21 protein-coding genes are annotated in these 24,191 nt (G+C 72.1%); 11 read left to right on the forward strand and 10 right to left on the reverse strand.

What is annotated here, in order from left to right:
• The first annotated feature begins 50 nt into the window (after positions 1-50).
• The 6 genes from KUF83_RS04860 (at position 51) to KUF83_RS04885 (ending at position 7,805) form a co-directional block, all read left to right on the forward strand.
• On the forward strand, positions 51-2,090 hold the full coding sequence (locus KUF83_RS04860; protein WP_217453281.1) for a bifunctional aldolase/short-chain dehydrogenase: 2,040 nt from the start codon (positions 51-53) through the stop codon (positions 2,088-2,090).
• Positions 2,087-3,580, forward strand: coding sequence for a rhamnulokinase family protein (locus KUF83_RS04865; RefSeq protein WP_217453282.1), 1,494 nt, complete (start codon positions 2,087-2,089; stop codon positions 3,578-3,580). Before KUF83_RS04860 ends, KUF83_RS04865 begins: the two co-directional genes overlap by 4 nt.
• Before the next feature lie 129 nt (positions 3,581-3,709).
• Entirely contained in the window at positions 3,710-4,465 is a 756-nt protein-coding gene (locus KUF83_RS04870) for a (Fe-S)-binding protein (protein ID WP_217453283.1), read from the forward strand.
• Between the two features lie 52 nt (positions 4,466-4,517).
• Positions 4,518-5,984, forward strand: coding sequence for a LutB/LldF family L-lactate oxidation iron-sulfur protein (locus KUF83_RS04875; RefSeq protein ID WP_217453328.1), 1,467 nt, complete (start codon positions 4,518-4,520; stop codon positions 5,982-5,984).
• Positions 5,981-6,628, forward strand: a complete 648-nt coding sequence (locus KUF83_RS04880) for a lactate utilization protein C (protein ID WP_217453284.1) — start codon at positions 5,981-5,983, stop codon at positions 6,626-6,628. The genes KUF83_RS04875 and KUF83_RS04880 overlap by 4 nt, the downstream gene beginning before the upstream one ends.
• 22 nt (positions 6,629-6,650) lie before the next feature.
• On the forward strand, positions 6,651-7,805 hold the full coding sequence (locus KUF83_RS04885; RefSeq protein WP_217453285.1) for an ABC transporter ATP-binding protein: 1,155 nt from the start codon (positions 6,651-6,653) through the stop codon (positions 7,803-7,805).
• 46 nt (positions 7,806-7,851) lie between these two features.
• Here KUF83_RS04885 and KUF83_RS04890 read toward each other — a convergent pair whose 3' ends face one another.
• The 3 genes from KUF83_RS04890 to KUF83_RS04900 are packed head-to-tail and all read right to left on the reverse strand — an operon-like array spanning position 7,852 to position 10,126.
• Positions 7,852-8,787 carry an ABC transporter substrate-binding protein gene (locus KUF83_RS04890; protein ID WP_217453286.1) on the reverse strand — a complete coding sequence of 312 codons (936 nt, stop codon included), beginning with the start codon at positions 8,785-8,787 and terminating at the stop codon, positions 7,852-7,854.
• Positions 8,784-9,449, reverse strand: a complete 666-nt coding sequence (locus KUF83_RS04895) for an ABC transporter permease (protein ID WP_217453287.1) — start codon at positions 9,447-9,449, stop codon at positions 8,784-8,786. The genes KUF83_RS04890 and KUF83_RS04895 overlap by 4 nt, the downstream gene beginning before the upstream one ends.
• Positions 9,446-10,126, reverse strand: coding sequence for an ABC transporter permease (locus KUF83_RS04900; RefSeq protein ID WP_217453288.1), 681 nt, complete (start codon positions 10,124-10,126; stop codon positions 9,446-9,448). Before KUF83_RS04900 ends, KUF83_RS04895 begins: the two co-directional genes overlap by 4 nt.
• Positions 10,127-10,264: 138 nt before the next feature.
• On the opposite strand from KUF83_RS04900, the gene KUF83_RS04905 reads away from it, so the two are divergent.
• Positions 10,265-11,185: a lytic polysaccharide monooxygenase gene (locus KUF83_RS04905; RefSeq protein WP_217453289.1), complete on the forward strand. Its 921-nt coding sequence runs from the start codon at positions 10,265-10,267 to the stop codon at positions 11,183-11,185.
• A 92-nt stretch (positions 11,186-11,277) separates the two neighbouring features.
• The gene (locus KUF83_RS04910) at positions 11,278-12,219 is read left to right on the forward strand and encodes a squalene/phytoene synthase family protein (RefSeq protein WP_217453290.1); all 942 of its coding nucleotides are present in this window, start codon (positions 11,278-11,280) and stop codon (positions 12,217-12,219) included.
• Between the two features lie 236 nt (positions 12,220-12,455).
• On the opposite strand, the gene KUF83_RS04915 is transcribed toward KUF83_RS04910, so the two are convergent.
• Both KUF83_RS04915 and KUF83_RS04920 read right to left on the reverse strand, forming a co-directional pair.
• The gene (locus KUF83_RS04915; RefSeq protein ID WP_217453291.1) at positions 12,456-13,916 is read right to left on the reverse strand and encodes a DUF1996 domain-containing protein; all 1,461 of its coding nucleotides are present in this window, start codon (positions 13,914-13,916) and stop codon (positions 12,456-12,458) included.
• A 280-nt stretch (positions 13,917-14,196) separates the two neighbouring features.
• Complete coding sequence (locus KUF83_RS04920) at positions 14,197-15,162, reverse strand: pirin family protein (protein WP_217453292.1); 966 nt, start codon at positions 15,160-15,162, stop codon at positions 14,197-14,199.
• A 228-nt stretch (positions 15,163-15,390) separates the two neighbouring features.
• On the opposite strand from KUF83_RS04920, the gene KUF83_RS04925 reads away from it, so the two are divergent.
• Entirely contained in the window at positions 15,391-15,738 is a 348-nt protein-coding gene (locus KUF83_RS04925; RefSeq protein WP_217453293.1) for a tetratricopeptide repeat protein, read from the forward strand.
• A 185-nt stretch (positions 15,739-15,923) separates the two neighbouring features.
• Here KUF83_RS04925 and KUF83_RS04930 read toward each other — a convergent pair whose 3' ends face one another.
• The 3 genes from KUF83_RS04930 to KUF83_RS04940 all read right to left on the reverse strand — a co-directional run bounded on the left by KUF83_RS04930 (position 15,924) and on the right by KUF83_RS04940 (position 19,864).
• The gene (locus KUF83_RS04930) at positions 15,924-16,946 is read right to left on the reverse strand and encodes a hemolysin family protein (RefSeq protein ID WP_217453294.1); all 1,023 of its coding nucleotides are present in this window, start codon (positions 16,944-16,946) and stop codon (positions 15,924-15,926) included.
• The gene (locus tag KUF83_RS04935; RefSeq protein WP_217453295.1) at positions 16,943-18,247 is read right to left on the reverse strand and encodes a hemolysin family protein; all 1,305 of its coding nucleotides are present in this window, start codon (positions 18,245-18,247) and stop codon (positions 16,943-16,945) included. Before KUF83_RS04935 ends, KUF83_RS04930 begins: the two co-directional genes overlap by 4 nt.
• A 207-nt stretch (positions 18,248-18,454) precedes the next feature.
• Entirely contained in the window at positions 18,455-19,864 is a 1,410-nt protein-coding gene (locus KUF83_RS04940; RefSeq protein ID WP_217453296.1) for a PepSY domain-containing protein, read from the reverse strand.
• A gap of 315 nt (positions 19,865-20,179) precedes the next feature.
• On the opposite strand from KUF83_RS04940, the gene KUF83_RS04945 reads away from it, so the two are divergent.
• Positions 20,180-20,821 (forward strand): peptide deformylase, encoded by a 642-nt coding sequence (locus tag KUF83_RS04945; protein WP_217453297.1) that lies wholly within the window; start codon positions 20,180-20,182, stop codon positions 20,819-20,821.
• Between the two features lie 156 nt (positions 20,822-20,977).
• Here KUF83_RS04945 and KUF83_RS04950 read toward each other — a convergent pair whose 3' ends face one another.
• Positions 20,978-22,414 carry an NAD(P)/FAD-dependent oxidoreductase gene (locus KUF83_RS04950; protein ID WP_217453298.1) on the reverse strand — a complete coding sequence of 479 codons (1,437 nt, stop codon included), beginning with the start codon at positions 22,412-22,414 and terminating at the stop codon, positions 20,978-20,980.
• Positions 22,415-22,537: 123 nt separating this feature from the next.
• Between KUF83_RS04950 and trxA the strand changes: the two genes are divergently transcribed.
• A complete protein-coding gene (gene trxA, locus KUF83_RS04955; RefSeq protein ID WP_217453299.1) occupies positions 22,538-22,912 on the forward strand; it encodes a thioredoxin in 375 nt (124 codons plus the stop codon).
• A 37-nt stretch (positions 22,913-22,949) separates the two neighbouring features.
• Here the strand turns inward: trxA and KUF83_RS04960 are convergent, their stop codons facing one another.
• A complete protein-coding gene (locus KUF83_RS04960; protein WP_217453300.1) occupies positions 22,950-24,188 on the reverse strand; it encodes a 4-hydroxybenzoate 3-monooxygenase in 1,239 nt (412 codons plus the stop codon).
• Positions 24,189-24,191: the final 3 nt, after the last annotated feature.

Consider the following 24,191-nt stretch of genomic DNA (forward strand, 5'->3'; position numbering starts at 1 on the left):
GCGCCCCTCACGGGGCTTCTCCCCTCTCTCTTCTCTTAAGGAACTGGAACATGGCAACGCATCCTGAAGCCGCCGCTCTGCTCGGGCGGTCCAACCGGCTCGGTGCCGACCCCCGTAACACCAACTACGCGGGCGGCAACACCTCCGCCAAGGGGACCGGCACCGACCCCGTGACCGGCGGGGACGTCGAGCTGATGTGGGTCAAGGGGTCCGGTGGTGACCTGGGGACCCTCACCGAGGCCGGGCTCGCCGTGCTGCGGATCGACCGGCTGCTGGCGCTGAGGGACGTGTACCCGGGCGTCGAGCGCGAGGACGAGATGGTCGCCGCGTTCGACTACTGCCTGCACGGCAAGGGCGGGGCGGCTCCGTCGATCGACACCGCCATGCACGGACTGGTGGACGCGGCACACGTGGACCACCTGCACCCGGACTCCGGTATCGCGCTCGCCTGTGCGGCCGACGGGGAGAAGCTGACCGCCGAGTGCTTCGGGGACAGCGTGGTGTGGGTGCCGTGGCGCCGGCCGGGCTTCCAGCTCGGGCTGGACATCGCGGCGGTGAAGGAGGCCAACCCACAGGCCGTCGGCTGTGTCCTCGGCGGTCACGGCATCACGGCCTGGGGCGAGACCGCCGAGGAGTGCGAGCGCAACTCGCTGCACATCATCCGCAGGGCCGAGGAGTTCCTCGCGGAGCGCGGGAAGCCCGAGCCGTTCGGTCCTGTCGTCGAGGGGTACGCGGCGCTCGGCGCCGCCGAGCGCCGGGAGCGCGCCGCCGCCCTCGCGCCGGTGATCCGGTCCCTGGCCTCCAAGGACCGTCCGCAGGTCGGGCACTTCACCGACGCCGAGGTCGTCCTCGACTTCCTCGCGAGCGCCGAGCACCCGCGCCTCGCCGCCCTCGGCACCTCCTGCCCCGACCACTTCCTCCGTACGAAGGTCAGGCCGCTCGTCCTCGACCTGCCGCCCACCTCCTCGCTGGACGAGGCGGTCGCCCGGCTGAAGGAGCTGCACGCCGGGTACCGCGAGGAGTACGCCGCCTACTACCGGCGGCACGCCGACGCCGACTCCCCCGCGATGCGCGGCGCGGACCCGGCGATCGTGCTGATCCCCGGAGTCGGCATGTTCTCCTTCGGCAAGGACAAGCAGACGGCGCGCGTGGCCGGCGAGTTCTATGTCAACGCGATCAACGTGATGCGCGGGGCGGAGGCCGTCTCGACGTACGCGCCGATCGAGGAGTCGGAGAAGTTCCGCATCGAGTACTGGGCCCTGGAGGAGGCCAAGCTCCAGCGGATGCCGAAGCCCAAGCCGCTCGCCACGCGCGTGGCGCTGGTGACGGGCGCGGGCAGCGGCATCGGCAGGGCCATCGCCGAACGGCTCGTCGCCGAGGGCGCCTGTGTCGTGATCGCGGACCTGAACGCGCAGAACGCGGCCGACGTCGCCACCGCGCTCGGCGGCCCCGACAAGGCCGTCGCCGTGACCGTCGACGTGACGTCAGAGGAGCAGATCGCCGAGGCCTTCAAGGCGGCCGTCCTCGCCTTCGGCGGCGTCGACCTGGTCGTCAACAACGCCGGCATCTCCATCTCCAAGCCGCTCCTGCAGACCACGGCGAAGGACTGGGACCTGCAGCACGACATCATGGCCCGCGGTTCGTTCCTCGTCTCGCGCGAGGCGGCCCGGGTGATGATCGCGCAGGAGCTCGGCGGGGACGTCATCTACATCGCGTCCAAGAACGCGGTCTTCGCCGGTCCGAACAACATCGCCTACTCGGCGACCAAGGCCGACCAGGCCCACCAGGTGCGACTCCTCGCCGCCGAGCTGGGCGAGTACGGCATTCGCGTCAACGGCATCAACCCCGACGGGGTCGTCCGCGGCTCCGGCATCTTCGCGGGCGGCTGGGGCGCGCAGCGCGCGGCGACCTACGGCATCGAGGAGGAGAAGCTCGGCGAGTTCTACGCCCAGCGGACCATCCTCAAGCGCGAGGTCCTGCCCGAGCACGTCGCGAACGCCGTGTTCGCCCTGACGGGCGGCGACCTCACGCACACCACCGGTCTGCACGTGCCGGTCGACGCCGGCGTCGCCGCCGCGTTCCTCCGATGACGCACGTGTCCGGGAGGTCCCGGACGTCCCGGGGGCCCGGGGGGACGGCCGGGAAGTCCTACGCGGCGGTCGACCTCGGCGCGTCCAGTGGACGCGTCATGGTCGGCCGGGTGGGCCCCGACTCGCTGGAGCTGACGGAGGCCCACCGCTTCCCGAACCGTCCGGTGCGTACGCCCGAAGGGCTGCGCTGGGACATTCTCGCGCTGTATGCGGGGGTCCTCGACGGCCTGCGCGCGGCAGGGCAGGTCGACTCGGTCGGCATCGACAGCTGGGCCGTGGACTACGGCCTGCTCGACGCCGACGGGGCGCTGCTCGGCAACCCGGTGCACTACCGCGACGGCCGCACCGAGGGCGTCGCGGAGAAGGTGTGGGCCACCGTGCCCGCCGCCGACCTCTATGCGGCGACCGGGCTCCAGTACGCCCCCTTCAACACCCTGTACCAGCTGGTCGCGGCCCGCTCCTCGGCTCAACTGGCCTCCGCCGAACGCCTGTTGCTGATCCCCGACCTGCTGACGTACTGGCTCACGGGGGAGGCGGGCACCGAGCTCACCAACGCCTCCACCACGCAGCTGATCGACCCGCGTACGGGCGACTGGTCGTACGACGTCGCGGAGCGGCTCGGCATCGACCTGAAGCTGTTCGCGCCCCTGCGGCGGCCCGGCGACCCGGCGGGGCTGCTCCGGCGGAGCGTGCTGGAGGAGACCGGGCTGACGGGCCCGGTGCCGGTGACGACGGTCGGCTCGCACGACACCGCCTCGGCGGTCGCCGCGGTTCCGGCCGCGGGCGGCGAGCGCTTCGCCTACATCTGCACCGGCACCTGGTCCCTCGTGGGCCTGGAGCTGGAGTCGCCCGTCCTCACCGAGGCGAGCCGCGCGGCGAACTTCACCAACGAACTGGGCCTGGACGGCACGGTCCGTCATCTGCGCAACATCATGGGGCTCTGGCTGCTCCAGGAGTGCGTACGGGAATGGGGGCACCCCGATCTGGGGGACCTCCTGTCGGCCGCCGCCGAGGTGCCGTCGCTGCGGTCCGTCGTGGACGCGGGCGACGCCGCCTTCCTGGCTCCCGGCCGGATGCCGTCCCGGATCGCCGACGCCTGCCGGGAGTCGGGCCAGCCCGTGCCCGGGTCGCCCGCCGAGATCACCCGCTGCATCCTCGACTCGCTCGCGCTCGCCCACCGGCGGGCCGTCGCGCAGGCGCAGGAGCTGGCCGACCACCCGGTGGACGTCGTGCACATCGTCGGCGGCGGCACCCGCAACGCCCTGCTGTGCCGGCTCACCGCCGACGCCTGCGGCCTGCCGGTCGTGGCGGGCCCGGCGGAGGCGGCGGCCCTGGGCAACGTGCTCGTGCAGGCCCGGGCGCACGGCCAGGTCGGCGACCGCGCGTCGATGCGTGAACTGCTGGCCCGTACGCAGCCGTTGACCCGCTACGAGCCGCAGGGCAGCACCGCGGCGTGGCAGGCGGCCGAGGCCAGGCTGGCCGGGCGATGACGCGCCCCACAGGGGCGCGGGGAACTGCGCGCCCAACCGCGGACGACCCGCAGCTGTCGAACAGCATGTCCAGCGGGCCAAGCGCCGCGTATCGTGCACTCATCCGATGACCGACCCCAAGGAGCTGCGATGCGTGTCGCCCTGTTCCTGACCTGTGTCAACGACACGCTCTACCCGGACACGGGCCGTGCCGTGGTGAAACTGCTGACCAGGCTGGGCGTCGACGTCGACTTCCCGATGGCGCAGACCTGCTGCGGGCAGGCGCACTACAACACGGGATACCGGCACGAGGCGGAACCGCTGGCCCGGCATTTCTCCGATGTCTTCGGTGAGTACGAGGCGATCGTGACCCCGTCCGGGTCGTGCGGCGCGATGGTGCGCGAGCTGTACCCGCGCATGGGCGAGCGGGCGCGCGCCGAGGGCCGCGGCGACGGCCTCGCCGCCGCCCTCGCACCGGTCGTGCCCAGGACGTACGAGCTCACGGAGTTCCTGGCGGACGTGCTCGGGGTGACGGACGTGGGCGCGTACTACCCGCACACCGTCACCTACCACCCGACCTGTCACGGCCTGCGTGGTCTGGGCCTCGGCGACCGGCCGCACCGGCTCCTCCGGTCCGTGAAGGGCCTCGACCTGAAGGAGCTGCCGGGCGCGGACGAGTGCTGCGGCTTCGGCGGCACCTTCGCCCTCAAGAACTCCGACGTATCGGCGGCGATGGGCGCGGACAAGGTCCGCAACGCCGAGTCGACGGGCGCCGACGTCCTGTGCGCCGCCGACAACTCCTGCCTCATGCACATCGGTGGCACCATGACCCGGCTCAGGACGGGCATGCGCCCGGTGCACATCGCGGAGATCCTGGCGAGCACGGAGGAGGAGCCGGCGGCATGAACAGGGACTGCGGACAGGAGCCGGGCTCATGAGCGGTGGAACTTTCGTCGGGATGCCGGCCTTCCCGAAGGCGGCGCACGAAGCCGTCCACAACGAGACCCTGCGCGGAAACCTGCGTCACGCCACCCACACCATCCGCGCCAAGCGGGCCAACGCGGTCGCGGAGGTCTCCGACTGGGCCGAGCTGCGGGAAGCCGGCAAGCAGATCAAGGACCACACGCTCCGTCATCTCGACCGGTACCTGGTGCAGTTGGAGGAGTCGGTCACGGCGGCGGGCGGCACCGTGCACTGGGCGGCCGACGCGGACGAGGCCAACCGGATCGTCACGTACCTCGTCAAGGCCACCGGCGAGAGCGAGGTCGTCAAGGTCAAGTCGATGGCCACGCAGGAGATCGGACTCAACGAGGCGCTCGAAGCCGAGGGCATCCGCGCCTACGAGACCGATCTCGCCGAGCTGATCGTGCAGTTGGGCAAGGACCGGCCCTCCCACATCCTCGTCCCCGCCATCCACCGCAATCGCGGCGAGATCCGCGACATCTTCGCGCGCGAGATGGGCGAGTGGGGCCGCCCGGCGCCCGAGGGACTGACCGACACACCCGCGGAACTGGCCGACGCCGCGCGACTGCACCTGCGCGAGAAGTTCCTGCGCGCCAAGGTCGGCATCTCCGGCGCCAACTTCATGGTCGCCGAGACCGGCACCCTGGTCGTCGTGGAGTCCGAGGGGAACGGCCGGATGTGCCTGACCCTCCCCGAGACGCTGATCTCGGTCGTCGGCATCGAGAAGATCGTGCCGACCTGGCAGGACCTGGAGGTCTTCCTCCAGACCCTCCCCCGTTCCTCCACCGCCGAGCGCATGAACCCGTACACCTCCACCTGGACGGGCACGACGGACTCCGCGACGGCTGACGGCCCGCAGACCTTCCACCTGGTCCTCATCGACAACGGCCGCACCGACACCCTCGCCGACGAGGTCGGCCGCCAGGCCCTGCGCTGCATCCGCTGCTCGGCGTGTCTCAACGTCTGCCCGGTGTACGAGCGGGCCGGCGGCCACGCGTACGGGTCGGTCTACCCGGGCCCGATCGGCGCGATCCTCAGCCCTCAGCTCCGGGGCACGCAGAGCGAGATCGACGCCTCGCTCCCGTACGCGTCGTCGCTGTGCGGCGCCTGCTACGACGTGTGCCCGGTGGCGATCGACATCCCGGAGGTACTGGTGCACCTGCGGGAACGGATCGTCCAGGGCGGTCCCGTGACCCGCGAGGGCGCCAGAGTCATGGTCAAGCCCGCGAAGGGGCACGCCGCGGAGCGGGCGGCGATGCGCGCCGCCCGGTGGGCCTTCGGCCGCCCGGGCGCGATGCGCACCGGCCAGCGGCTCGCGTCCCGGACGCGTCGCTTCCATCCACGGTCGCTGCCCGGGCCGGGCAAGGCGTGGAGTGACACCCGTGCGCTGCCCACGGTGCCCGCGGAGCCGTTCCGTGACTGGTGGCAGCGGACGAACGGCGGAAAGGACTCGTCGAAGTGAGCAGCAGGGACCTGATCCTGGCCCGGGTGCGACGCGCGCTCGCGGACGTGCCCCGGGACGACACGCCGTACGACCGGGCCGTCGAGCGCGGGTATCTGCGCGAGCACGGGAACCGGAGTGCCGAGCAGACGGTGGATCTGCTGGCGGAGAACCTGGCGGACTACCGGGCGATCGTGCACCGCTGCGCGGCGGGCGAACTCGCGGCGACGATCGCCCGGCTGCTGGCCGGGCGGGGCTCGGCGTCGGTCGCCGTACCGACGGGCCTGGATCCGGAGTGGCTCGCGGCCACCGACGTCACGCGGGTGCCCGACAGCGCCGCGGACACCCCGGCCGAACTGGACCGCGTCGACAGCGTGGTGACGGCCTGCGCCGTCGCCATCGCGGAGACCGGGACCATCGTGCTGGACGGGGGCCCGGACCAGGGCCGCCGCCGGCTCACCCTGGTCCCGGACCACCACATCTGCGTCGTACGCGTGCCCGGCCAGGTCGTGTCCTCCGTGCCCCAGGGGCTGGAGCGCGTCGACCCGGCCCGCCCGCTGACCTGGATCTCGGGGCCCTCCGCCACCAGTGACATCGAACTCGACCGCGTCGAGGGGGTGCACGGTCCGCGCACCCTGGAGGTGGTGCTGGTGAGCGGAGAGTGACCGACGCGGTTAGCGTGAGGTCATGATCCGGTTCGAAGACGTCACCAAGCGGTATCCGGACGGTACGACCGCCGTGGACGGGCTTTCCTTCGAGGTGTCCGAGGGCGAACTCGTCACGCTCGTGGGCCCGTCCGGCTGCGGCAAGACGACGACCATGATGATGGTCAACCGCCTCATCGAGCCGACCTCAGGCCGGATCCTCCTGGGCGGCGAGGACATCGCGACGGTCGACCCGGTGCGGTTGCGGCGACGGATCGGATACGTCATCCAGCAGGTGGGCCTCTTCCCGCACCGCACCGTCCTCGACAACACGGCGACCGTACCGACACTCGTGGGCTGGAAGAAGGCGAAAGCCCGGGAGCGGGCCGCCGAGCTGCTGGACCTGGTGGGACTGGACCCCGGCACGTTCGGCTCGCGCTATCCGGACCAGCTGTCGGGCGGTCAGCGCCAGCGGGTCGGGGTGGCGCGGGCGCTGGCCGCCGACCCGCCCGTGCTGCTGATGGACGAGCCCTTCGGAGCGGTGGACCCGGTGGTGCGCGAGCAGTTGCAGGACGAGTTCCTGCGGATGCAGGCGGCCGTGCGCAAGACGGTGCTGCTGGTCACGCACGACATCGAGGAGGCCGTACGGCTCGGTGACCGCATCGCCGTGTACGGGCAGGGACGCATCGAGCAGTTCGACACGCCCGGGGCGGTGCTGGGCAGGCCCGCGACCGGGTACGTGGCCGGATTCGTGGGCGCCGACCGTGGGCTGAAGCGGCTGTCCGTCACGGAGATCGAGCCCGACGACCTGGAGCAGCCGCCGGTCGTCCGCCTCGACGAGCCCGCCGAGCGGGCGGCTGCCCGGCTGCGAGCGGAGGGTGCCCGGTGGGCTGTCGTGCTGGACTCCGGAGGCGATCTGCACGGCTGGGTGGGTGCCGAGGGGCTCGCCGCGGGTGGTGCGGTCGGCGACCTCGCCCACCGCATGAACTCCTGGGTTCCGGTGGGAGCGCCGCTGAAGCAGGCGTTCGGTGTGATGCTCCAGCACGACGCCGGATGGGTGGCGGTGCTGGACGGGGCACGCTTCCTCGGCGTACTGACCCCGGCCAAGCTGCATGAGGCGTTGCGGCGTTCGGTGGACGCGGACGCGCTCGGTGTGCCGCGGGGCCAGGTGGAGTTCGACTCCGTGGCGGACGCCTGACCGCTCCCGCGCCCGCGCCACCGCCGTCACCGCCGTCGCGTGTCCGTCACTTCAGCAGGCCCTTGTTCTCCAGGTACGCCCGCGCCACGTCCTCGGCGAGCCGTCGCCAGCTGTCCACCTGCTGGTTCATGGATGCCAGGTCGGCGGTGGTGAGGACGTGGTTGAGCCGGCCCAGTGCCTTGGAGACGCCTTCGCCGCCCGCCCGGGAGCGGTTGACGACCGGCACGATGTGGTCGGCGTTCTGCAGGTGCCTGTCGTCGGCGAGGAGCACGAGGCCGAAGTCGTCCAGTGTCGCGTCCGTCGTGGTGGTGAGCACCATCTGGTCCCGGCCGCTCTGGACGGCCCGCTTCGCCTGGGTGGTGCCCACGCCCTTCGGGTCGACGGCGGTGATGTCGATGCCGTACGTCTTCTTCAGTCCCGGTTCGCAGTACGGCCGTTGCACGCACTCGTCACCCGCGGCGAGCCGTACCGCGAGGCCCGACCTCCCCAGGTCGCTGAGTGTCCTGAGGCCGTGGCGGCGAGCGTAGGCCCGGGTGACGGCGAAGGCGTTCTGGTCGACCGCCTCGCCCGGGTCCAGAACCGTGAGTCCGCGGGGCTCGGCCAGTTTCCGCAGGGCCTTCATCGTGGAGTCGAGGTCCGGCGAGCCCACGGCGGGGGCGTCCGGCCCGTTGGTCTTGGCGCCCAGCCAGTCGGCGAAGGTCGCCGCGTACTCGGGGACCACGTCGATCTGCCCCGATTCCAGGGCGGGTTCGTACAGTTCCCGGTTGTTGACGGTGAGCGCCGTCGTCCGGTAGCCGGCCCGGTCGAGCAGCAGCCCGTACATGGTGGCCAGCAGGTCGCTCTCCGTGAAGCCCGCCGAGCCGATGGTCAGGTCCTTGCTGTCGCCGGGAGGTGCGGTGACCTCCCCACGGTTCTCCAGGGACGGCCCGGAGGCACAGCCGGTCAGCAGAAGCAGGGCCGCGAACGCGACGCGGCGCCTCACCGCGTGCCCCGCCCCGGGGCCAGCCGCTCGGCGACCTCGAAGACCCCTTCGACGAGCAGCGCGAAGACGGCCACGAGGACGGCTCCGGCGACGACCTGCGGTGTACTCGCCAGGTTGAAGCCGGCGGTGATGATCCGTCCGAGTCCGCCGCCGCCCGCCAGCGCGGCGATCGTGGCGGTGGCCACCAGCTGCACGGCCGCGATGCGCACGCCGGTGAGGATCATCGGCATCGCGAGCGGCGCCTCGACCCGCCACAGCATCTGCCGTCCGGTCATCCCCATGCCCCGGGCCGCCCGCACCACGTCCCGGTCGACCTCCCGCATCCCGACGTACGCGTTGGTGAGCAGTGGGGGTACGGCGAACAGCACCAGGGCGACCACGGTCGGGCCCTCGCCCCAGTCACCGACCGGCGTGAGCAGCAGCAGGACGAGGACCGCGAAGGTGGGGACGGCCCGGCCGACGTTCGAGAGGTTGACGGCGAGCGCGCCTCCCCGGCCGAGATGACCGAGGACGAGGGCGACGGGCAGCGCGATCAGACAGCTGATCAGGAGGCAGACCACGGTCAGGACGAGATGCTGGGCGAGCCGGTGCCAGACTCCGTCGTCGCCCGCCCAGTGCGCCGGGTCGGTGAGCCAGTCCCAGGCGTCGGTGAGGACCGTCATCCGCGCTTCGCTCTCGTCCAGGGGGTGATCAGCCACTGAAGACCGAGCAGCAGCAGGTCGGCTGCCACGGCGATGACCACGCACAGCACGGACGCGGCGAGGACCTGGGCCTTGAAGTAGGTGTTCATCCCGGAGTAGATGAGGTTGCCGAGCCCTCCGAAGCCGACGATCGCGCCGACCGTGGCCAGCGACACCGCCGAGACCGTGGCGATCCTGAGGCCCGCCATGGCGGCGGGCAGGGCGAGCGGCAGTTCCACGGTGAGCAGCAGCCGGACGGGCCCGTATCCCATGCCGCGGGCGGCCTGCCGGGTGTCCTCGGGTACGGCTCGCAGGCCGGCCAGGATGTTCCGTACGAGCAGGGTCAGCGAGTAGAGGACGAGCCCGGCGACGACCAGGGCCGCCGACAGCCCGTACACCGGCAGGAGCAGCGAGAACATGGCCAGCGAAGGGATCGTGTAGAGGACCGTCGTGACGGCGAGCACCGGACCCGCCGCCCAGCTCCAGCGGCGCGCCAGTACGGCCAGCGGGAGGGCGAGGGCCAGGCCGATGAGGACGGAGAGGGCCGTCAGCTGGAGGTGCTGGCCGACCGCGTCGAGGAGAATCTCGCGGCGGGTGCTCAGGTATTCGCCGCAGATCCACTCGTTGCGCGCGAGGCAGTCGTCCGGGGGCGCGGTCACGGGTCCATTCCAGCGGGGCGGGCGGCCGGCGGCGCGTAGTGATGGCCCGTACGGGGGAGTTGAACGGTCTTCGCGCCTCCCCCGTACTTCCTGGGCAGCGGGCCCGACCCGTCTGCCGTGCCAGGAGGAGTTCCGCCCATGACCGCACACCGCACCGCCGCCCTCGCCGGGCTGGCCCCGCTCCTGCTCGCGGTGTGGGCCGCCGGGCCCGCCGCCGCGCACGGGGCGCCGACGGATCCGGTCAGCAGGGTGGCGGCCTGCTCCCCCGGCGGGCAGCAGGAGCGGTCGGCGGCCTGCCGGGCCGCCGCCGCCTCCGGCATCGCCGCCTTCGACAACCTGCGGCTGGCGGGCGTCGACGGCCGGGACCGGCAGGTCGTCCCCGACGGCAAGCTGTGCAGTGCGGGCATCGCCGCCTACCGGGGCCTGGACCTGGCCCGCACCGACTGGCCCGCGACGCGGCTCGGCGCCGGGGCGGACCTGACGCTCACCTACCGGTCGACGATCCCGCACACCGGCACGTTCAAGCTGTACCTGACGAAGGAGGGCTACGACCCGGCCGCACCGCTCAAGTGGTCCGACCTGGCGTCGCAGCCCTTCGCGACGGCCACCGACCCCGCGCTCGTGAACGGCGCCTACCGGATCAGGGGCAAGCTGCCCTCCGACCGCACCGGACGCCACCTGCTGTACACGATCTGGCAGAACTCGAGCACACCGGACACGTACTACTCGTGCTCGGACGTCGTCTTCCCCGGCGCGAAGGAGAACGCGGGAGCCGCCGGCTCCGCGACTCCGAAGCCGGTGGAGCCGCCGACGAAATCCCCCGCGGCGCGGACCACGGCGGCTCCCACCCCCACTCCCACGCCCTCGAAGGCTCCGGACGACGTCGCCGTCACACCCGTGCAGCCGTCCGAGACGGTGACCAGCGCCCCCGGCGAGGCGGTCTCCTCCCCCACCTCCGGGAACGGCAGCCAGGCCCTGGCCCTGCCCCTCATCGCGGGCGGCGCGGCGGGACTCCTGATCACGGCGGGCGCCGCGTTCACCCTCCGCAGGCGACGGTGACGGCGAGGACCTGCCGTCCTTGGAAGATCACGTGACTGATAGCCTGCGCGTCGCTTTGGTTGTGAAAAGTGGCTGTCTCAGGGGAGATATACGTGCGGACCTGGCGGAGGAGCCTGGAAGCGGCCGGGGTGCACCAGGGCGTGTTGCGTGACGACTACACGAAGGTCGCGCGGTTCATGTGGCGGCGGGAGGCGGCCGGATATCTGGCGGTGCGCCTGATGGTGCCCGTGGCCCATCAGCCCCATGCGCTCGCCGGTTACGCGTTCGCGTCGTTCACCGACGACATCTGTGACCGGGGCACGGTCGCGGAGCGCACCCGGCGCTACGACGCGTGGGACGCCCAGGTGCGCACCGCGCTGGACTCGGGAAGCGCCGGGCATCCCCTGCTGCGGGCGTTCCTGCACACCGCGGCCGCCCGGGAGCTGCCGCGCCGATGGGTCGACTCGTACCTGGACGGCGCGCGGATCGACCTCGACTTCCCCGGCTTCGCCACCGAGGACGACTACCAGCGGTACGTGGAACAGCTCACCTGGCCGTTCCTGATGATCACCTCGGGTCTGGCCCACCACGGCGGGGGCAGCGCCGAGTTCGCAGCGGGCTGCCGCCTGTTCGCCGACGCGGCCCAGCGGACGGACATCCTGACCGACCTGTCCGAGGACCTGCGCGGCGGGCGCCTGTATCTGCCCGTCAGTGATCTCGAGCGGTACGATATCGCGCGCGAGGATCTCGAACAGGGCCGCGACCTGCCCGGCGTACGCGCGCTGATCGCGGCCACCGCCCGGACCGCGCGTGCCACGCTCCGCGAGGCCGGCGTACTGCTGGAGCACTGCCCCGCCGAGCACCGGCGGCTGATGCGTTTCGTGCTGGACCTGCACCATCAGCGGCTGGAGTCGGTGACGGCCCGAGGCGCCTCGGTGGTCCGGCGCCCCGTGCGGGACCGGCCCGTGGCGTGTCTGCGCCTGCTGGCCCGGCGGTCGACGGGCGGCCACCGGGACGAGCTCGCCGGGGCGCCCGGCGGTACTTCCGTCCGATAGCTGCCGGGCGGAGGGCCGGGCGCATCGCCCCCGGACGCAGTCATCCCCCTCGACCGGTCCGGCCCAGGGGGATGACCGAGACCTCTCACAGCGACAGCGCCGCCTGCGGGACTCACGGAGCAGGCGGTGGCCGTCGGCCGTTGCCCCTCACCTCACCGGCTCTGGTGCCCGGTGGAGGCGTTGAGGCGCTCGGGCGGCCGCCGTCCGACATGCTGACGCCGACCGCCCTCGGGGGCTCAGCTGCACCTGCGTCCCGTGTTGATGCACTGGACCATCTTGTTCGTCACCTTCCCGTCGAAGACGTTGATGAAGTCACCGTGGTCGGTGCCGGGCTTGTGCGCCTGCTCCGGGAAGCCGTCCAGGGCGAACAGCGGGCGGGTCTTGCCGTTGTCCTTCAGGCTGGGCGCGTCGACGTCGTAGACCAGGCGCTGCACCAGCTGCGGGATGGCCCGGAAGCCGCTCGGGCAGTTGCCGGCCGCGTCGGCGAAGGCCACGTGCGTGCGGTGGTTGGCGCTGTCGATGTTCTTGCCGTCCCAGCAGCTCTGGAACTTGAAGGTGCGCACCACGTCCTTGCCCGCCGGGCAGAGCGGGTACTTGTCCTTGAGCTGGACCTTGTTCTCGAAGCCCGTGCAGCTCCAGGAGGCGTTGGCGTTGGCCGTGCCGTTGGTGAACGCCTTGGCGTCACCGGTGATGATGCGCAGGAACTTGGGCATCGCCACGACCTTGCCGCGCGGGCTGCCCACGAAGTCCAGCGTGGCCTTCTTGGCCGTCAGGATGCGGCCCGTGTTGCCCTCGGCGCCGCCGCCCAGCTTGTCGGCGTCGAACTCCTTGGTGCCGTCCTGCAGGCGCAGCACCGGCCAGTAGTAGGAGGACTTGTCGCCCTTGTTCTGGCAGCTCGTCCCGGCCTTGGCGAAGTCCTGGTCGCTGGAGAAGGCGTCGTTGTCCTGGTTGCCGACGTAGTCGTGCATGTGGTGGGCGCCGTTGGTGACACCGGGCGCGACGATGACGTTGTCGCTGTTGTAGAGCTTGTTGGCGTTCACCCCGCACTTGCTGACGAAGACGCCCTTCGAGGCCTTCTTCGACCTGGCCGGCGTACTCACGTTCGCCTTGACCTTGGTGATGTCGACGAAGTCGGCGGCGACGGGGCCGTTGCCGGTCTGTCCGGCGTTGGTGTTGTTGCCGCCCTGGTTGCCGTTGCCGCCCGCGGGCTGGCCGGCGGCGGGCTGGTTGCCGGTGGCGCGCAGCGTGCAGGGCGCCAGGGCGTCCAGACCCTGCGGCTTGGCGGCCACGCGGCCGATGGCGGTGGCGATCCGGTCGATCGTCGCCTTCCGCTTGTCCTTCAGCGGGCCGACGATCGCGTTCTGGGCGAAGTTGGCGTCCTGCTGGATCGCCCTCTGCGACGTGGAAAGACGCTGGTAGGCCTCGGAGATCTGCTTGTCGAGCAGGGCGAGCTCCCGGTCGACCTGAGCGCGGGCCTGGGCGGGAACGTCCTTCAACTGCTGCCCGACGTCGGGACAGTCGATGGTGGAGGATCCGGCCGCCGCCTGGTTCTGCGCGGTGCCCTTGGACGTACCGCTCTCGTCGGCCGAGGCGTAGATGTTGGCAACAGCCAGCCCGCCGGCTCCCAGGGCGAGTGCGGCGACCGCGCCTACCGTCCGACCGGCAGTCCTCGATCTCTTTCGCGTGTTGCGTCTCATGAGGCCTCTCTAAACATCTTCGGAGCCGGCAGGACTTCCGCTGTGGGCGTAGCTCCCTTCGATACGTATGCGCCCACAGGATGTTCACCGAATTCACAGATTCGTAGGTTTCTCTACACGCAAAAGGGGCATTGGCCGCACTTGGCTGAGCAGCGGGCGGCTGCGGCATGCCCGCAGAAATATTGACGAAGCGTCAGAAAAACCCGGGGCGGAACGGTTTCGGACCGAACAGAACTGCCCGCACACGACCGGGTCCGGCCGTGTGCGGGCAGCGTTCAGGTCAACGCACCCTTCCGCGCGGCTTCAACGGCAGGGGCGGCAGTTCGGGAGCGGGCAGCGGACCACCGTCGTACCCCTTCACCTCGCCGAAGCGGGAGCCCTCCATCCAGTCCCGACGGGCCGCCTCGATCTCCTCCTGGGAGCGCCCGATGAAGTTCCACCACATGATCAGCTCCTCCTCGAACGGCTCGCCGCCGAGGAGCATCAGGCCGGCGTCCGACTCGGCCCGCAGGGGCAGTTCGGAGCGGCCGCAGCCCAGGTAGAGCATGGAACCGGGCAGCAGCGGCACCCCGTCCACGTGGACCTCGCCGGACATGGACAGCACGGCGTACTCGAAGTCCGGCTCCAACGGCAGTCGTACGTCGGCACCTTGATCGAGCGTCAGATCGGCCCCGACGATCGGCGTGTACGTCGTCCCGGGTGAGACCGCCCCGTCGACGCCGCCCAGGATGAGCGTGGCCCGCAGGCCGGGGGCCGTCACGACGGGCAGCTCGCTGTGGTGTTCGAAACGCGGCTCGGTGTGGCGGTCGCTGTCGGGCAGGGCGACCCACAGCTGCGCGCCGTGCAGGAAACGGGCGTGCGGCCTGGGGCTCTCCTCCGAGTGGCTGATGGCCCGACCGGAGGTCATCAGGCCCAGTTCGCGGGGGCGGATCGCCTGCAGGCTGCCCGTGGAGTCGCGGTGCAGCACCTCCCCCTCGTGCAGCCAGCTGACGGTCTGCAGGCCCATGTGCGGATGCGGCGGGACCTGCATGCCGGGCTCGTCGGCGATGTCGTCGGGACCGTAGTGATCGACGAAGCACCAGGCGCCCACCATGCGTCGGCCCAGGTTGGGCAGCAGACGACGGACTTCGCTGGACTCGCCGAGCTTGACGCGGCGGGGGCTGAGGAGTTCGCGCACCGGTTCGGCCACGACGAAACCCCGGCCGCCGCACGGAGCGGGAACCGCCTCGCGATCAAGATTGCTCATGGCGGACAACCTAGCCCTGCCGGGGAGGGTCCGTCAGGCCGTCCCCGCGCCCGTCGGCGGTCGCCCGGCCGGGAACCGGCGCACACGCCCCGGAACCCGCTCCGGCCGTCGCCCCCAGGGCGTCGGCTCCCCTCGGACACCCACTCGACGTACACCCTCCACCGCCACCCGCCAGTCGTGGAATATTCAACGAATGCGGGCGGTTCTGCCCGTCGAAGGAGGTCAGACGTGGACACGACGTACTACGACCACGGGACGGCCGCGGAGCGCTGGGAGCGCGCCCGGATGTTCTTCGACGCCAAGGACTACGCCGCCTCGGCGCGCGTTCTCGACGGCCTGGTCGAGGAGGTGCCCGAGCAGGTGGGGCCCCGCCTTCTGCTGGCCCGCGCGTACTACCACTCGGCCCAACTGGGCCGGGCGGAAGCACACTTGCGTGAGCTCGTCGAGCGTGACCCCGTGGAGCACTACGCCCGCCTCATGCTCGGCCGCACCCTGCAGCGCCAGGGCCGCGGCGACGAGGCCGAGCCCCACCTGCGGCTCGCCTCGGCCCTCACGGGGGATTTCGACTCGCTGTGAGCGGCTGAGGGCCGGACGGGGGCCGTCTCCCGAGGTGGCGAAGGCCGCTGCCGTCTCCGCATCGCGGGAGCCCGGGGCCCGGCCACAGGCCGACGAACCGGAGCCGGGCAGGGGCCGGGCAGGAGCCGGGCAGGAGCCGGGCAGGGGCCGGGGCCGCCGCGACAGGCGGGACCCCGGCCCCTCGCCTACACCCCCGCCCGGGGCTCCATCAGGTGGGCCAGCAGGTCGTCGAGGCTCACCAGGCCGGTCAGCCGGCCGTCCGCGTCCCGGACCACGGCCAGTGAGGCCCGGTGCTGTCTGAGCTGCTCGACGGCCTGCGCGAGCGTGTCGTCGGGGGCGAGTTCCGGCACCGGCCGGGCCAGGTCTCGGGCGCTCGCGGTGCGGCCACGGGAGCGGGCGATGAGCGCGTCACGGGCGTGCACCGAACCGAGGACCGTGCCGCCGTCCCGCACGAGCAGCCTGGTCCGGTTGCTGTCGCCCGACACCTGGAGCACCGCTTCGACGTCGTCCTCCGGGGCCACCGACGCGATCCGTTCCGCGGGCACCTGGAGGTCGCGGACCGGCTGCTGGGGTGCGGTCAGCGAACTGGTGATGAGCCGGGAGTCCTCCCCGCTGATCAGGCCGAGCCGTTCCGACTCGGCCACCAGGTGCGTGAGCTGCTCCCGGTCGTGCACGGAGGCCAGCTCGTCGCGCGGGGTGACCTTGCAGAGCCGCACCAGCGCGTTGCTCACCCGGTTGAGCAGCGAGATCAACGGCCGTACGACCCGGATCACGGCCCTGAAGGACGGTGTGAGCAGCATGGCGGAGCGCTCGGGGTGGGCGATGGCCCAGGACTTGGGCGCCATCTCGCCGAGCACCATGTGCAGGAACACCACGACGACCATCGCGAGGGCGAAGGAGACGCCGTAGCTCAGTCCGCTCGGCAGTCCCAGCCGTTGCAGCAGCGGGTCGAGTTCGTGCGACACGGCGGGCTTGGACACCGAACCGAGGCCCAGCGTGCAGATGGTGATGCCGAGCTGGGCGCCGGCGAGCATCAGGGACAGCTCGCGCATCCCGGCCAGCGCGGCTTTGGCGCCTCGCTGGCCGGCCGCCGCGGCCTGTTCCAGCCGGTGCCGCTTGGCGGCCACCAGAGCGAACTCCGCGGCGACGAAGAACCCGCTGCCGACGAGCAGCAGCACGGTGACGAAGAGGGCCATGGGGAAGCTCATGCGCGGTCCTCCCCGAGGGCGAGGCGCACCCGTTCCGGCACGTGCCGGTCCAGGGCCCGTACGTCGATCACCGCTCGGCCGCCCGCGGGCAGTTCGACGACGATCCGGTCGCCGATGGCCGGGAAGCGCCCGAGACGGTCCACGACGAGGCCCGCCACGGTGTCGTAGTCGTCGTCCTCGGGCAGCTCGACGCCGGTGGCCTCGGCGACCTCGTCCAGCCGTCGCCGGGCGTCCACGATCCAGCCGTCGCCGTCGGCGACGGCCACCTCGGTCACGGTGTCGGACTCGTCGGCGATGTCGCCGACGAGTTCCTCGGCGATGTCCTCGTACGTCACGATGCCGGCCACGCCGCCGTGTTCGTCGAGCACGACGGCGAACTCGTCGTCCCGCTCCCGCATCCTCGCCACCGCGTCCGGCAGGGGCAGCGTGTCCGGCAGAACCAGGGGGACGCGGGCCAGTTCAGCCGCTCTGGCGTTGTCCTCGGCGCGCGTCAGCTCGCGTACGCCGAGGACGCCCGTCATGTCGTCCGGATGGTCGCCGAGGACCGGGTAGTTGGAGTGCCCGTGCACGGCGATCAGCTCGATCGCCTCGGCGGCCGTGGCGTCTGCGCGGACGAACACCGCCTTGGTGCGCGGCACCATCACCTCGTCCAGCGTCCGCTCGGAGAACTCCAGGACGTGGTCGACCAGGTCCGCGGTCTCGCGGGGCAACCGCCCCTGCTCGTGGGACTCGCCGATGAGGTGGCCGAGCTCCTCCAGGGTCGCGCCGTGGTGCAGTTCCTCGACCGGTTCGATGCCGACCCGGCGCAGCAGCCGGTTCGCGGCGCCGTCGAAGAGGCGCACGACAGGGCCGACGACCTTGAGATACGCGATGGTGGAGCCGGCCAGCGACTTGGCGAGGCGCTCCGGCACGGCGAGCGCCAGGTTCTTCGGGGCCAGCTCGCCGAGGACCATCTGCAGGACGGTCGCCGCGACGAAGGCGAGGACCACGGAGATGCCGGTGACCGCCCCGTCCGGGATGCCCATGCCGGTGAGCACGGGCCTGAGCAGCGCGGACACGGAGGGCTCGGCGAGAAAGCCGACGACCAGGCCGGTGACGGTGATGCCGAGCTGGGCGCCCGACAGCATGAAGGACAGCCGCTCCAGGACCGTCAGGGCGCGGGCGGCCCGGCGGTCGCCCGCCGCGGCCTCACGCGCGAGGGCGAGCCGGTCGGCGGCGACGTACGCGAACTCCTGGGCGACGAAGTAGCCGGTGCCGGCCGTGAGCAGAAGGACGGCCAGCAGGCCGAGAGCGGCACTCATCGAGCACCACCCCGCCGAGTGCCGTGTTCAGGGAAGAAAGGGCGGGATGGTCCGGGACTGTGTCCCGGGGGGTCCGTCGGTCTGGCGGACAAGAAAGGGCTCCTCAGGGTCGTTCTGTCCTGGAGGAACGATTCTCGTCGTCCGCCGGTTCCCCTGCCACCGGCGGACCGCCCGGCCCGGGCCCACCGGCGGCAGGCCCGGTGCCGGCTACTTCACGGCCTCCTTGGACGGCCCGTAGGTGCGCTTGCCACGGCGGTACGCGATCTCGCCCAGGACCACGTCCACCGCGATGAAGGCCGCCAGCGGGATACCGAGGAGCGGGACGAAGTACCCGAGGACGGCGATGCCCGCCATCAGCGGGACGAGGACGTGCGCGGGGACCTGCTGCCAGGCGCCGCGCGGGACGGGACGGCCGAAGGCCGAGGCGCGGCCCCGCTGCCACCACATGCGGTAGCCCCACAGGATCAGCAGGATCAGGCTGAGGGCGAGGGCCATCAGGACCAGCTGGTTGACGATGCCGAAGAGGACGCCGGTGTGCGCGTCGATGCCCCAGCGGGTGAGCTTCGCCAGCACCGGGTAGTCGGCGAAGCGCACGGTGTCGGCCACCTCGCCGGTCGTCGGGTCGACCGCGACCGCGTCCTGCTTGGTGGGCCAGCTGCGCTGGACCTGCCTGACGACGTAGGCCGACGAGGCGTCGGCGGGCGGGACGATCTCCACCGGGTCGCCCAGGCCCTTGGCACGCGCGGCGGCCAGCACCTTGTCGAGGCCGACGCCGTGCTCGACACCGCCCTCTGCCGCACCGGCTCCGTGGCCGGAGTGCTCGCCGCCCGTGGCGGCCGACACCGACGGGGTCGCCTGACGGAGCGAGGTGCGCAGCTCGTCGATGTTCGCTCCGGCGTACGTCGACCAGGTCAGGCCTGTCGCGGAGAGGAAGAGGAAGCCGAGTGCGGCCCAGACGCCGACCGTGCCGTGCAGCCCGAGCGTGCGGCGGCGGCCGCTGGTCCCGCGTATCTTGCGCTGCGAGCGACGGCGGCCGAACCAGAGCACCAGGCCGCCCGCCGCGATGACCCCCAGCCAGCTGGCGGCGAGCTCGCTGTAGAGCCGCCCGTTGTCGCCGAGCTTCAGGTTCGCGTGGAACTCGTCGATCCAGGTGCGCAGCGGCAGGGCCCCGGTGGATCCGTACTGTTCGAGCGCGCCGCGCACCTTGGCGGTGTACGGGTCGACGAACACGGCGAGGGTGTGGGTCTCGCCGATGCCGGAGACACCGGACAGCATCACCCTGGTGGTCTCGTCGTCCTCGGGCGACGGGCGCACGGCGGAGACCGTGCCCTCCGGGTGGGCCTTGCGGGCGGCGGCCACCTGCTCGGATATCGGCAGCTTCTCGTCCCCCACCGGGACGGTCATCTCGTGCGAGTACAGGATCTTCTCGGCCTGGAACGACGCCGCGTACAGGAATCCGGTCGTGGCGGCGACCAGCAGGAACGGGGCGACGAGCACTCCGGCGTAGAAGTGCAGCCGAAGCACCAGCGGGCGCAGCGGCGCCCAGGCACCGCGTCCGGGGGCGGGGGTGACGGGTCGTGTGGACTCGTCCGTCTCGGTCGTGGGAGCGATGGACATCGGCTGGCTTCTCCGGTCGGGCAGGGGACGACGGGCCGTACTCGGCCGTTGCGGTGCAGTGGTCGGTGAGCGGGGCAGTCGAGTTCCCGGAGATTCGTGTGACGTGGGTCACGTGGGTCACGACTCCCGGGCGCCGGAGGCGGGCGGGGCGACCGGGGCCCGGCGGTCCCGGTCCGTGCGGCGGCAGGAGGGCGCTGGACGGGTGCGGAAGGGCGACGCCCCGCGCCTGCGAGGCCCCGTGACACCGGGGAGCCGCCGCGCTTCCCTCAGAGAGCCGCCTCGCACGCCCCGGTGCCGGCTTGGCATGCTGGCGCGATGGCATCCTCCAGTGAACCCACGTCCCTCAGCGCCCGAGTGGAGGAACTCCTCTCCCGTACGGGGCCGTTGCCGATCGTCGCCGCCGGTGATCCCGTGCTGCGGCACGCGGCCGAGCCCTTCGACGGCCAGCTGGACCCGGCGCTCCTGGCCCGCTTCGTCGTGGCCCTGCGCGAGACGATGCGCGCGGCGCCGGGGGTCGGCCTGGCCGCACCCCAGGTGGGCGTCCCGCTGCGCCTGGCGGTGATCGAGGACCCGGCGCCGGTCCCGGACGAGATCCGCGAGGTGCGCGGCCGGGTGCCACTGCCGTTCCGCGTCCTGGTCAATCCGTCGTACGAGCCCGTGGGCCCGGCTCGTGCCGCGTTCTTCGAGGGGTGCCTGAGCGTGCCGGGCTGGCAGGCGGTGGTGGCCCGGCCGGCCGAGGTGCGGCTGTCGGCTCAGGACGAGCACGGGAACCGGGTGGACGAGGTGTTCACGGGGTGGCCCGCGCGCATCGTCCAGCACGAGACGGACCACCTGGACGGCACGCTCTACCTCGACCGCGCGGAACTGCGGTCGTTGTCCTCCAACGAGGCGATGGCGGCCCGGTGGGCACAGCCGACCCCGGCGCAGGCGGCGAGGGCCCTGGGCTTCCCTCTCTGACTCCGCTCCGGACGGACCCTCGCACCGGATCCACCGAGGTGTGCGGCCGACGCCCGGCGAGGCGGCCCCGGACGCCCGCACCCCGCCCCTGTCCGGCGAGGGCTGCGCTCAGCTCCGGGGCCGGAGTGCGTGCGGGCATGGGGTGCGTGCGGGCCGTCACTTCCCGTCGCGGTACGCCTCCAGCAGCCTCAGCCACACCTCGCTGACCGTCGGGTACGACGGCACCGCGTGCCAGAGCCGGCTCACCGGGACCTCGCCGGCCACCGCGATCGTGGCGGAGTGGATCAACTCACCGACTCCCGGGCCGACGAACGTGACACCGCGCAGCGTCTCGGTGTCCAGGTCGACGATCATCCGGGCGCGGCCCCGGTAGCCGTCGGCGTAGAGGCCGGCGCCGGAGACCGAGGAGAGGTCCACGTCGACCGCCCTCACCCGGTGGCCCGCCTGCTCGGCCTCGGCGAGGGAGAGGCCCACCGAGGCGGCCTCCGGGTCGGTGAAGACCACCTGGGGGACGGCGGCGTGGTCGGCGGTCGCCGCGTGGGCGCCCCAGGGGTCGGTCTCCAGGAGCGGGACGCCGGCCGCGCGGGCGGCGATGGCGGCGCCCGCGATACGGGCCTGGTACTTGCCCTGGTGAGTGAGCAGGGCGCGGTGGTTGACGTCGCCGACCGCGTAGAGCCACTCGCTGCCCGTGACCCGGCAGCTGTCGTCGACCGGCAGCCAGGAACCGGGGTCGATGCCGACCGTCTCGAGTCCGAGGTCGTCGGTGCGCGGGGCCCGTCCGGTGGCGAAGAGGATCTCGTCGGCCTCGATGCGGTCGCCGGTGTCCGTGGTGACCACGACGGTCGCACCCTCTCGTGTCACCGACTCGACCGAGGTACCCGTGCGTACGTCAGCGCCCGCCTCCGTGAGCGCCTCAGCGACCAGTTCCCCGGCGAAGGGCTCCATGCGGGGCAGCAGGCCCTTGCCGCGGACGAGGACGGTGACGCGGGAGCCGAGGGCCTGCCAGGCGGTGGCCATCTCCACACCGACGACACCGCCGCCGACGACCACGAGGCGGCCGGGCACGGCCTGCGCGCTGGTGGCCTCACGGCTCGTCCAGGGCTTGACCTCGTCGATTCCCGGCAGGTCGGGCAGCACGGCGCGGGTGCCGGTGCTCACGGCCACGGCGTGCCGGGCCGTGAGTACGCGCCGCTCCCCGTCGGAGCCCTCGACCGTGACCCGGCGCGGCCCGTCGAGCCGGCCGTGTCCTCGGTAGAGGTCGGCTCCGACGCTGTCGAGCCACTGGACCTGGCCGTCGTCCTTCCAGTTCGAGGTGTAGTAGTCGCGGTGGGCGAGGACCGCGGCGGCGTCGAGGGGGCCCTGCACGGCCTGGCGCAGGCCGGGTACGCGGCGTGCGTCCGCGCGGGCGATGACCGGGCGCAGCAGGGCCTTGCTGGGCATGCAGGCCCAGTACGAGCACTCGCCGCCGACCAGTTCGCTCTCCACGATCGCGGTGGAGAGGCCCGCCGCGCGGGCGCGGTCGGCGACGTTCTCCCCCACGGGCCCGGCCCCGAGCACCACGACGTCGTACGCGATGGTTTCCGTTTCCGTCATGGGGTCAGTCTGGTCGTTGGTGTGGGCCGTGGCCACACGGGTACGTGCGCGGAATACGCCGCCGGCCGTCACCGTTGTCGACAGCGGCCCCGCCCCGACCCCAAGGAAGAGGGAATCAACGCCATGAGCAGCACCGTGGAGCTCACCAAGGAGAACTTCGACCAGACGGTCACGGACAACGGATTCGTCCTGATCGACTTCTGGGCGTCCTGGTGCGGTCCGTGCCGGCAGTTCGCCCCGGTCTACGAGAAGGCGGCGCAGGCCAATCCCGACCTGGTCTTCGCCAAGGTGGACACGGAGGCGCAGCCGGAGCTGGCCGCGGCCTTCAACATCCAGTCGATCCCGACGCTGATGATCGTCCGCGACCAGGTGGCGGTCTTCGCCCAGCCCGGGGCGCTGCCCGAGGCCGCGCTGGAGGACGTCATCGGTCAGGCCCGGCAGCTGGACATGGACGAGGTCCGCAAGTCCGTCGCCGAACAGCAGGAGCAGGCCAAGTAGTCCCGGACCCGTCGGTGACGCCCCTGCCCGGTGGTGATCACCGGCTGGGCCGGCCGGGGGCTGAGGTCCGGCCCGGGGCGTGTACGGCGGCCGCCAGCGGAAGTCCCGTGTAGTTCGCGGCCAGTTCGGCGGCCGCGGGACGGGACGCGGTGATCCGGCGCAGCCGCGTGAGCTGCAGCCGGTCCTCGAAGGTGTCCCCGTCCGGTCGTTCGTGGAGCATCGTGGTCATGTCGTAGGAGAAGCGCGTCGCCTGCCACACCCGGTCGAGACACAGCCGTGAGTACGCGTCCAGGAGCCGCATCGAGCCGGTCAGGTGCAGTTCGGCGAAGCCACGGGCCAGTACGCGGACGTCGGACACGGCGAGGTTCAGCCCCTTGGCGCCCGTCGGCGGCACGATGTGCGCGGCGTCCCCGGCGAGGAACAGCCGGCCGTGCCGCATCGGCTCGTGGACGTGACTGCGCATCGGGGTCACGGACTTGGCGGTGATCGGGCCGCGCTCCAGCCGCCAGTCGCCGTCGATCGCGAAGCGGGCGTCGAGTTCGTCCCAGATGCGGTCGTCCGGCCAGTCGTCGGCGTCCGTGCCGTTCGGGACCTGAAGGTACAGCCTCGACACGGACGTCGAGCGCATGCTGTGCAGCGCGAAGCCTCCCGGACCGCGCGCGTAGATCAACTCCTCGCAGGAGGGCGGCACATCCGCCAGGATCCCGAGCCAGGAGTAGGGGTAGTCGTGCGTGTACGTACGACTGACGGCGGCCGGGAAGGCGTCGCGGGCGATGCCGTGGAAGCCGTCACAGCCGACCACGTAGTCACAGGTGAGCAGCTGTTCGCGGCCCTCGTGGACGAAGCGCACGGCCGGCGGACCGCTCTGCCGGTCCCCGTCGGCGTTCTCGACGGCGAGGGCCTCGGCCTCGAACAACAGGGGCGCCCCGTCGGCGAGTTGGAGCCCCACGAGGTCCTTCACGATCTCCGTCTGGGCGTAGATCGTGACCGTGCGGCCGCCGGTGAGCACGGGGAAGTCGATGCGGTGCCGCTCGCGGTCGAAGCGCAGTTCGATGCCGTGGTGGACCAGCCCCTCGGTCTCCAGCCGGTCGGCGGCGCCGCACTCGCGCAGGGCGTCCACCGTGCCCTGCTCCAGCATTCCGGCGCGCTGTCGCTGCTCGACGTACGCGCGGGTCCTGCTCTCCAGGACGACGCAGTCGATCCCCGTCCGGTGGAGCAGGCGGGCCAGCAGGAGCCCGGCCGGGCCCCCGCCGATGATGCCGACCGTCGTCCGCATGAC

The sequence above is a fragment of the Streptomyces sp. BV286 genome (assembly GCF_019090165.1).
Taxonomy (GTDB): domain Bacteria; phylum Actinomycetota; class Actinomycetes; order Streptomycetales; family Streptomycetaceae; genus Streptomyces.

What these genes read in the sequence shown, in the direction of transcription:
- KUF83_RS04940 (WP_217453296.1), bottom strand. Translation starts at nt 19,864, where the DNA reads ATGTCCATCGCTCCCACGACCGAGACGGACGAGTCCACACGACCCGTC.
- KUF83_RS04930 (WP_217453294.1), bottom strand. Translation starts at nt 16,946, where the DNA reads ATGAGCTTCCCCATGGCCCTCTTCGTCACCGTGCTGCTGCTCGTCGGC.
- KUF83_RS04950 (WP_217453298.1), bottom strand. Translation starts at nt 22,414, where the DNA reads ATGACGGAAACGGAAACCATCGCGTACGACGTCGTGGTGCTCGGGGCC.
- KUF83_RS04945 (WP_217453297.1), top strand. Translation starts at nt 20,180, where the DNA reads ATGGCATCCTCCAGTGAACCCACGTCCCTCAGCGCCCGAGTGGAGGAA.
- KUF83_RS04935 (WP_217453295.1), bottom strand. Translation starts at nt 18,247, where the DNA reads ATGAGTGCCGCTCTCGGCCTGCTGGCCGTCCTTCTGCTCACGGCCGGC.
- KUF83_RS04885 (WP_217453285.1), top strand. Translation starts at nt 6,651, where the DNA reads ATGATCCGGTTCGAAGACGTCACCAAGCGGTATCCGGACGGTACGACC.
- KUF83_RS04915 (WP_217453291.1), bottom strand. Translation starts at nt 13,916, where the DNA reads ATGAGACGCAACACGCGAAAGAGATCGAGGACTGCCGGTCGGACGGTA.
- KUF83_RS04895 (WP_217453287.1), bottom strand. Translation starts at nt 9,449, where the DNA reads ATGACGGTCCTCACCGACGCCTGGGACTGGCTCACCGACCCGGCGCAC.
- KUF83_RS04905 (WP_217453289.1), top strand. Translation starts at nt 10,265, where the DNA reads ATGACCGCACACCGCACCGCCGCCCTCGCCGGGCTGGCCCCGCTCCTG.
- KUF83_RS04920 (WP_217453292.1), bottom strand. Translation starts at nt 15,162, where the DNA reads ATGAGCAATCTTGATCGCGAGGCGGTTCCCGCTCCGTGCGGCGGCCGG.
- KUF83_RS04960 (WP_217453300.1), bottom strand. Translation starts at nt 24,188, where the DNA reads ATGCGGACGACGGTCGGCATCATCGGCGGGGGCCCGGCCGGGCTCCTG.
- KUF83_RS04860 (WP_217453281.1), top strand. Translation starts at nt 51, where the DNA reads ATGGCAACGCATCCTGAAGCCGCCGCTCTGCTCGGGCGGTCCAACCGG.
- KUF83_RS04870 (WP_217453283.1), top strand. Translation starts at nt 3,710, where the DNA reads ATGCGTGTCGCCCTGTTCCTGACCTGTGTCAACGACACGCTCTACCCG.
- KUF83_RS04865 (WP_217453282.1), top strand. Translation starts at nt 2,087, where the DNA reads ATGACGCACGTGTCCGGGAGGTCCCGGACGTCCCGGGGGCCCGGGGGG.
- trxA (WP_217453299.1), top strand. Translation starts at nt 22,538, where the DNA reads ATGAGCAGCACCGTGGAGCTCACCAAGGAGAACTTCGACCAGACGGTC.
- KUF83_RS04875 (WP_217453328.1), top strand. Translation starts at nt 4,518, where the DNA reads ATGCCGGCCTTCCCGAAGGCGGCGCACGAAGCCGTCCACAACGAGACC.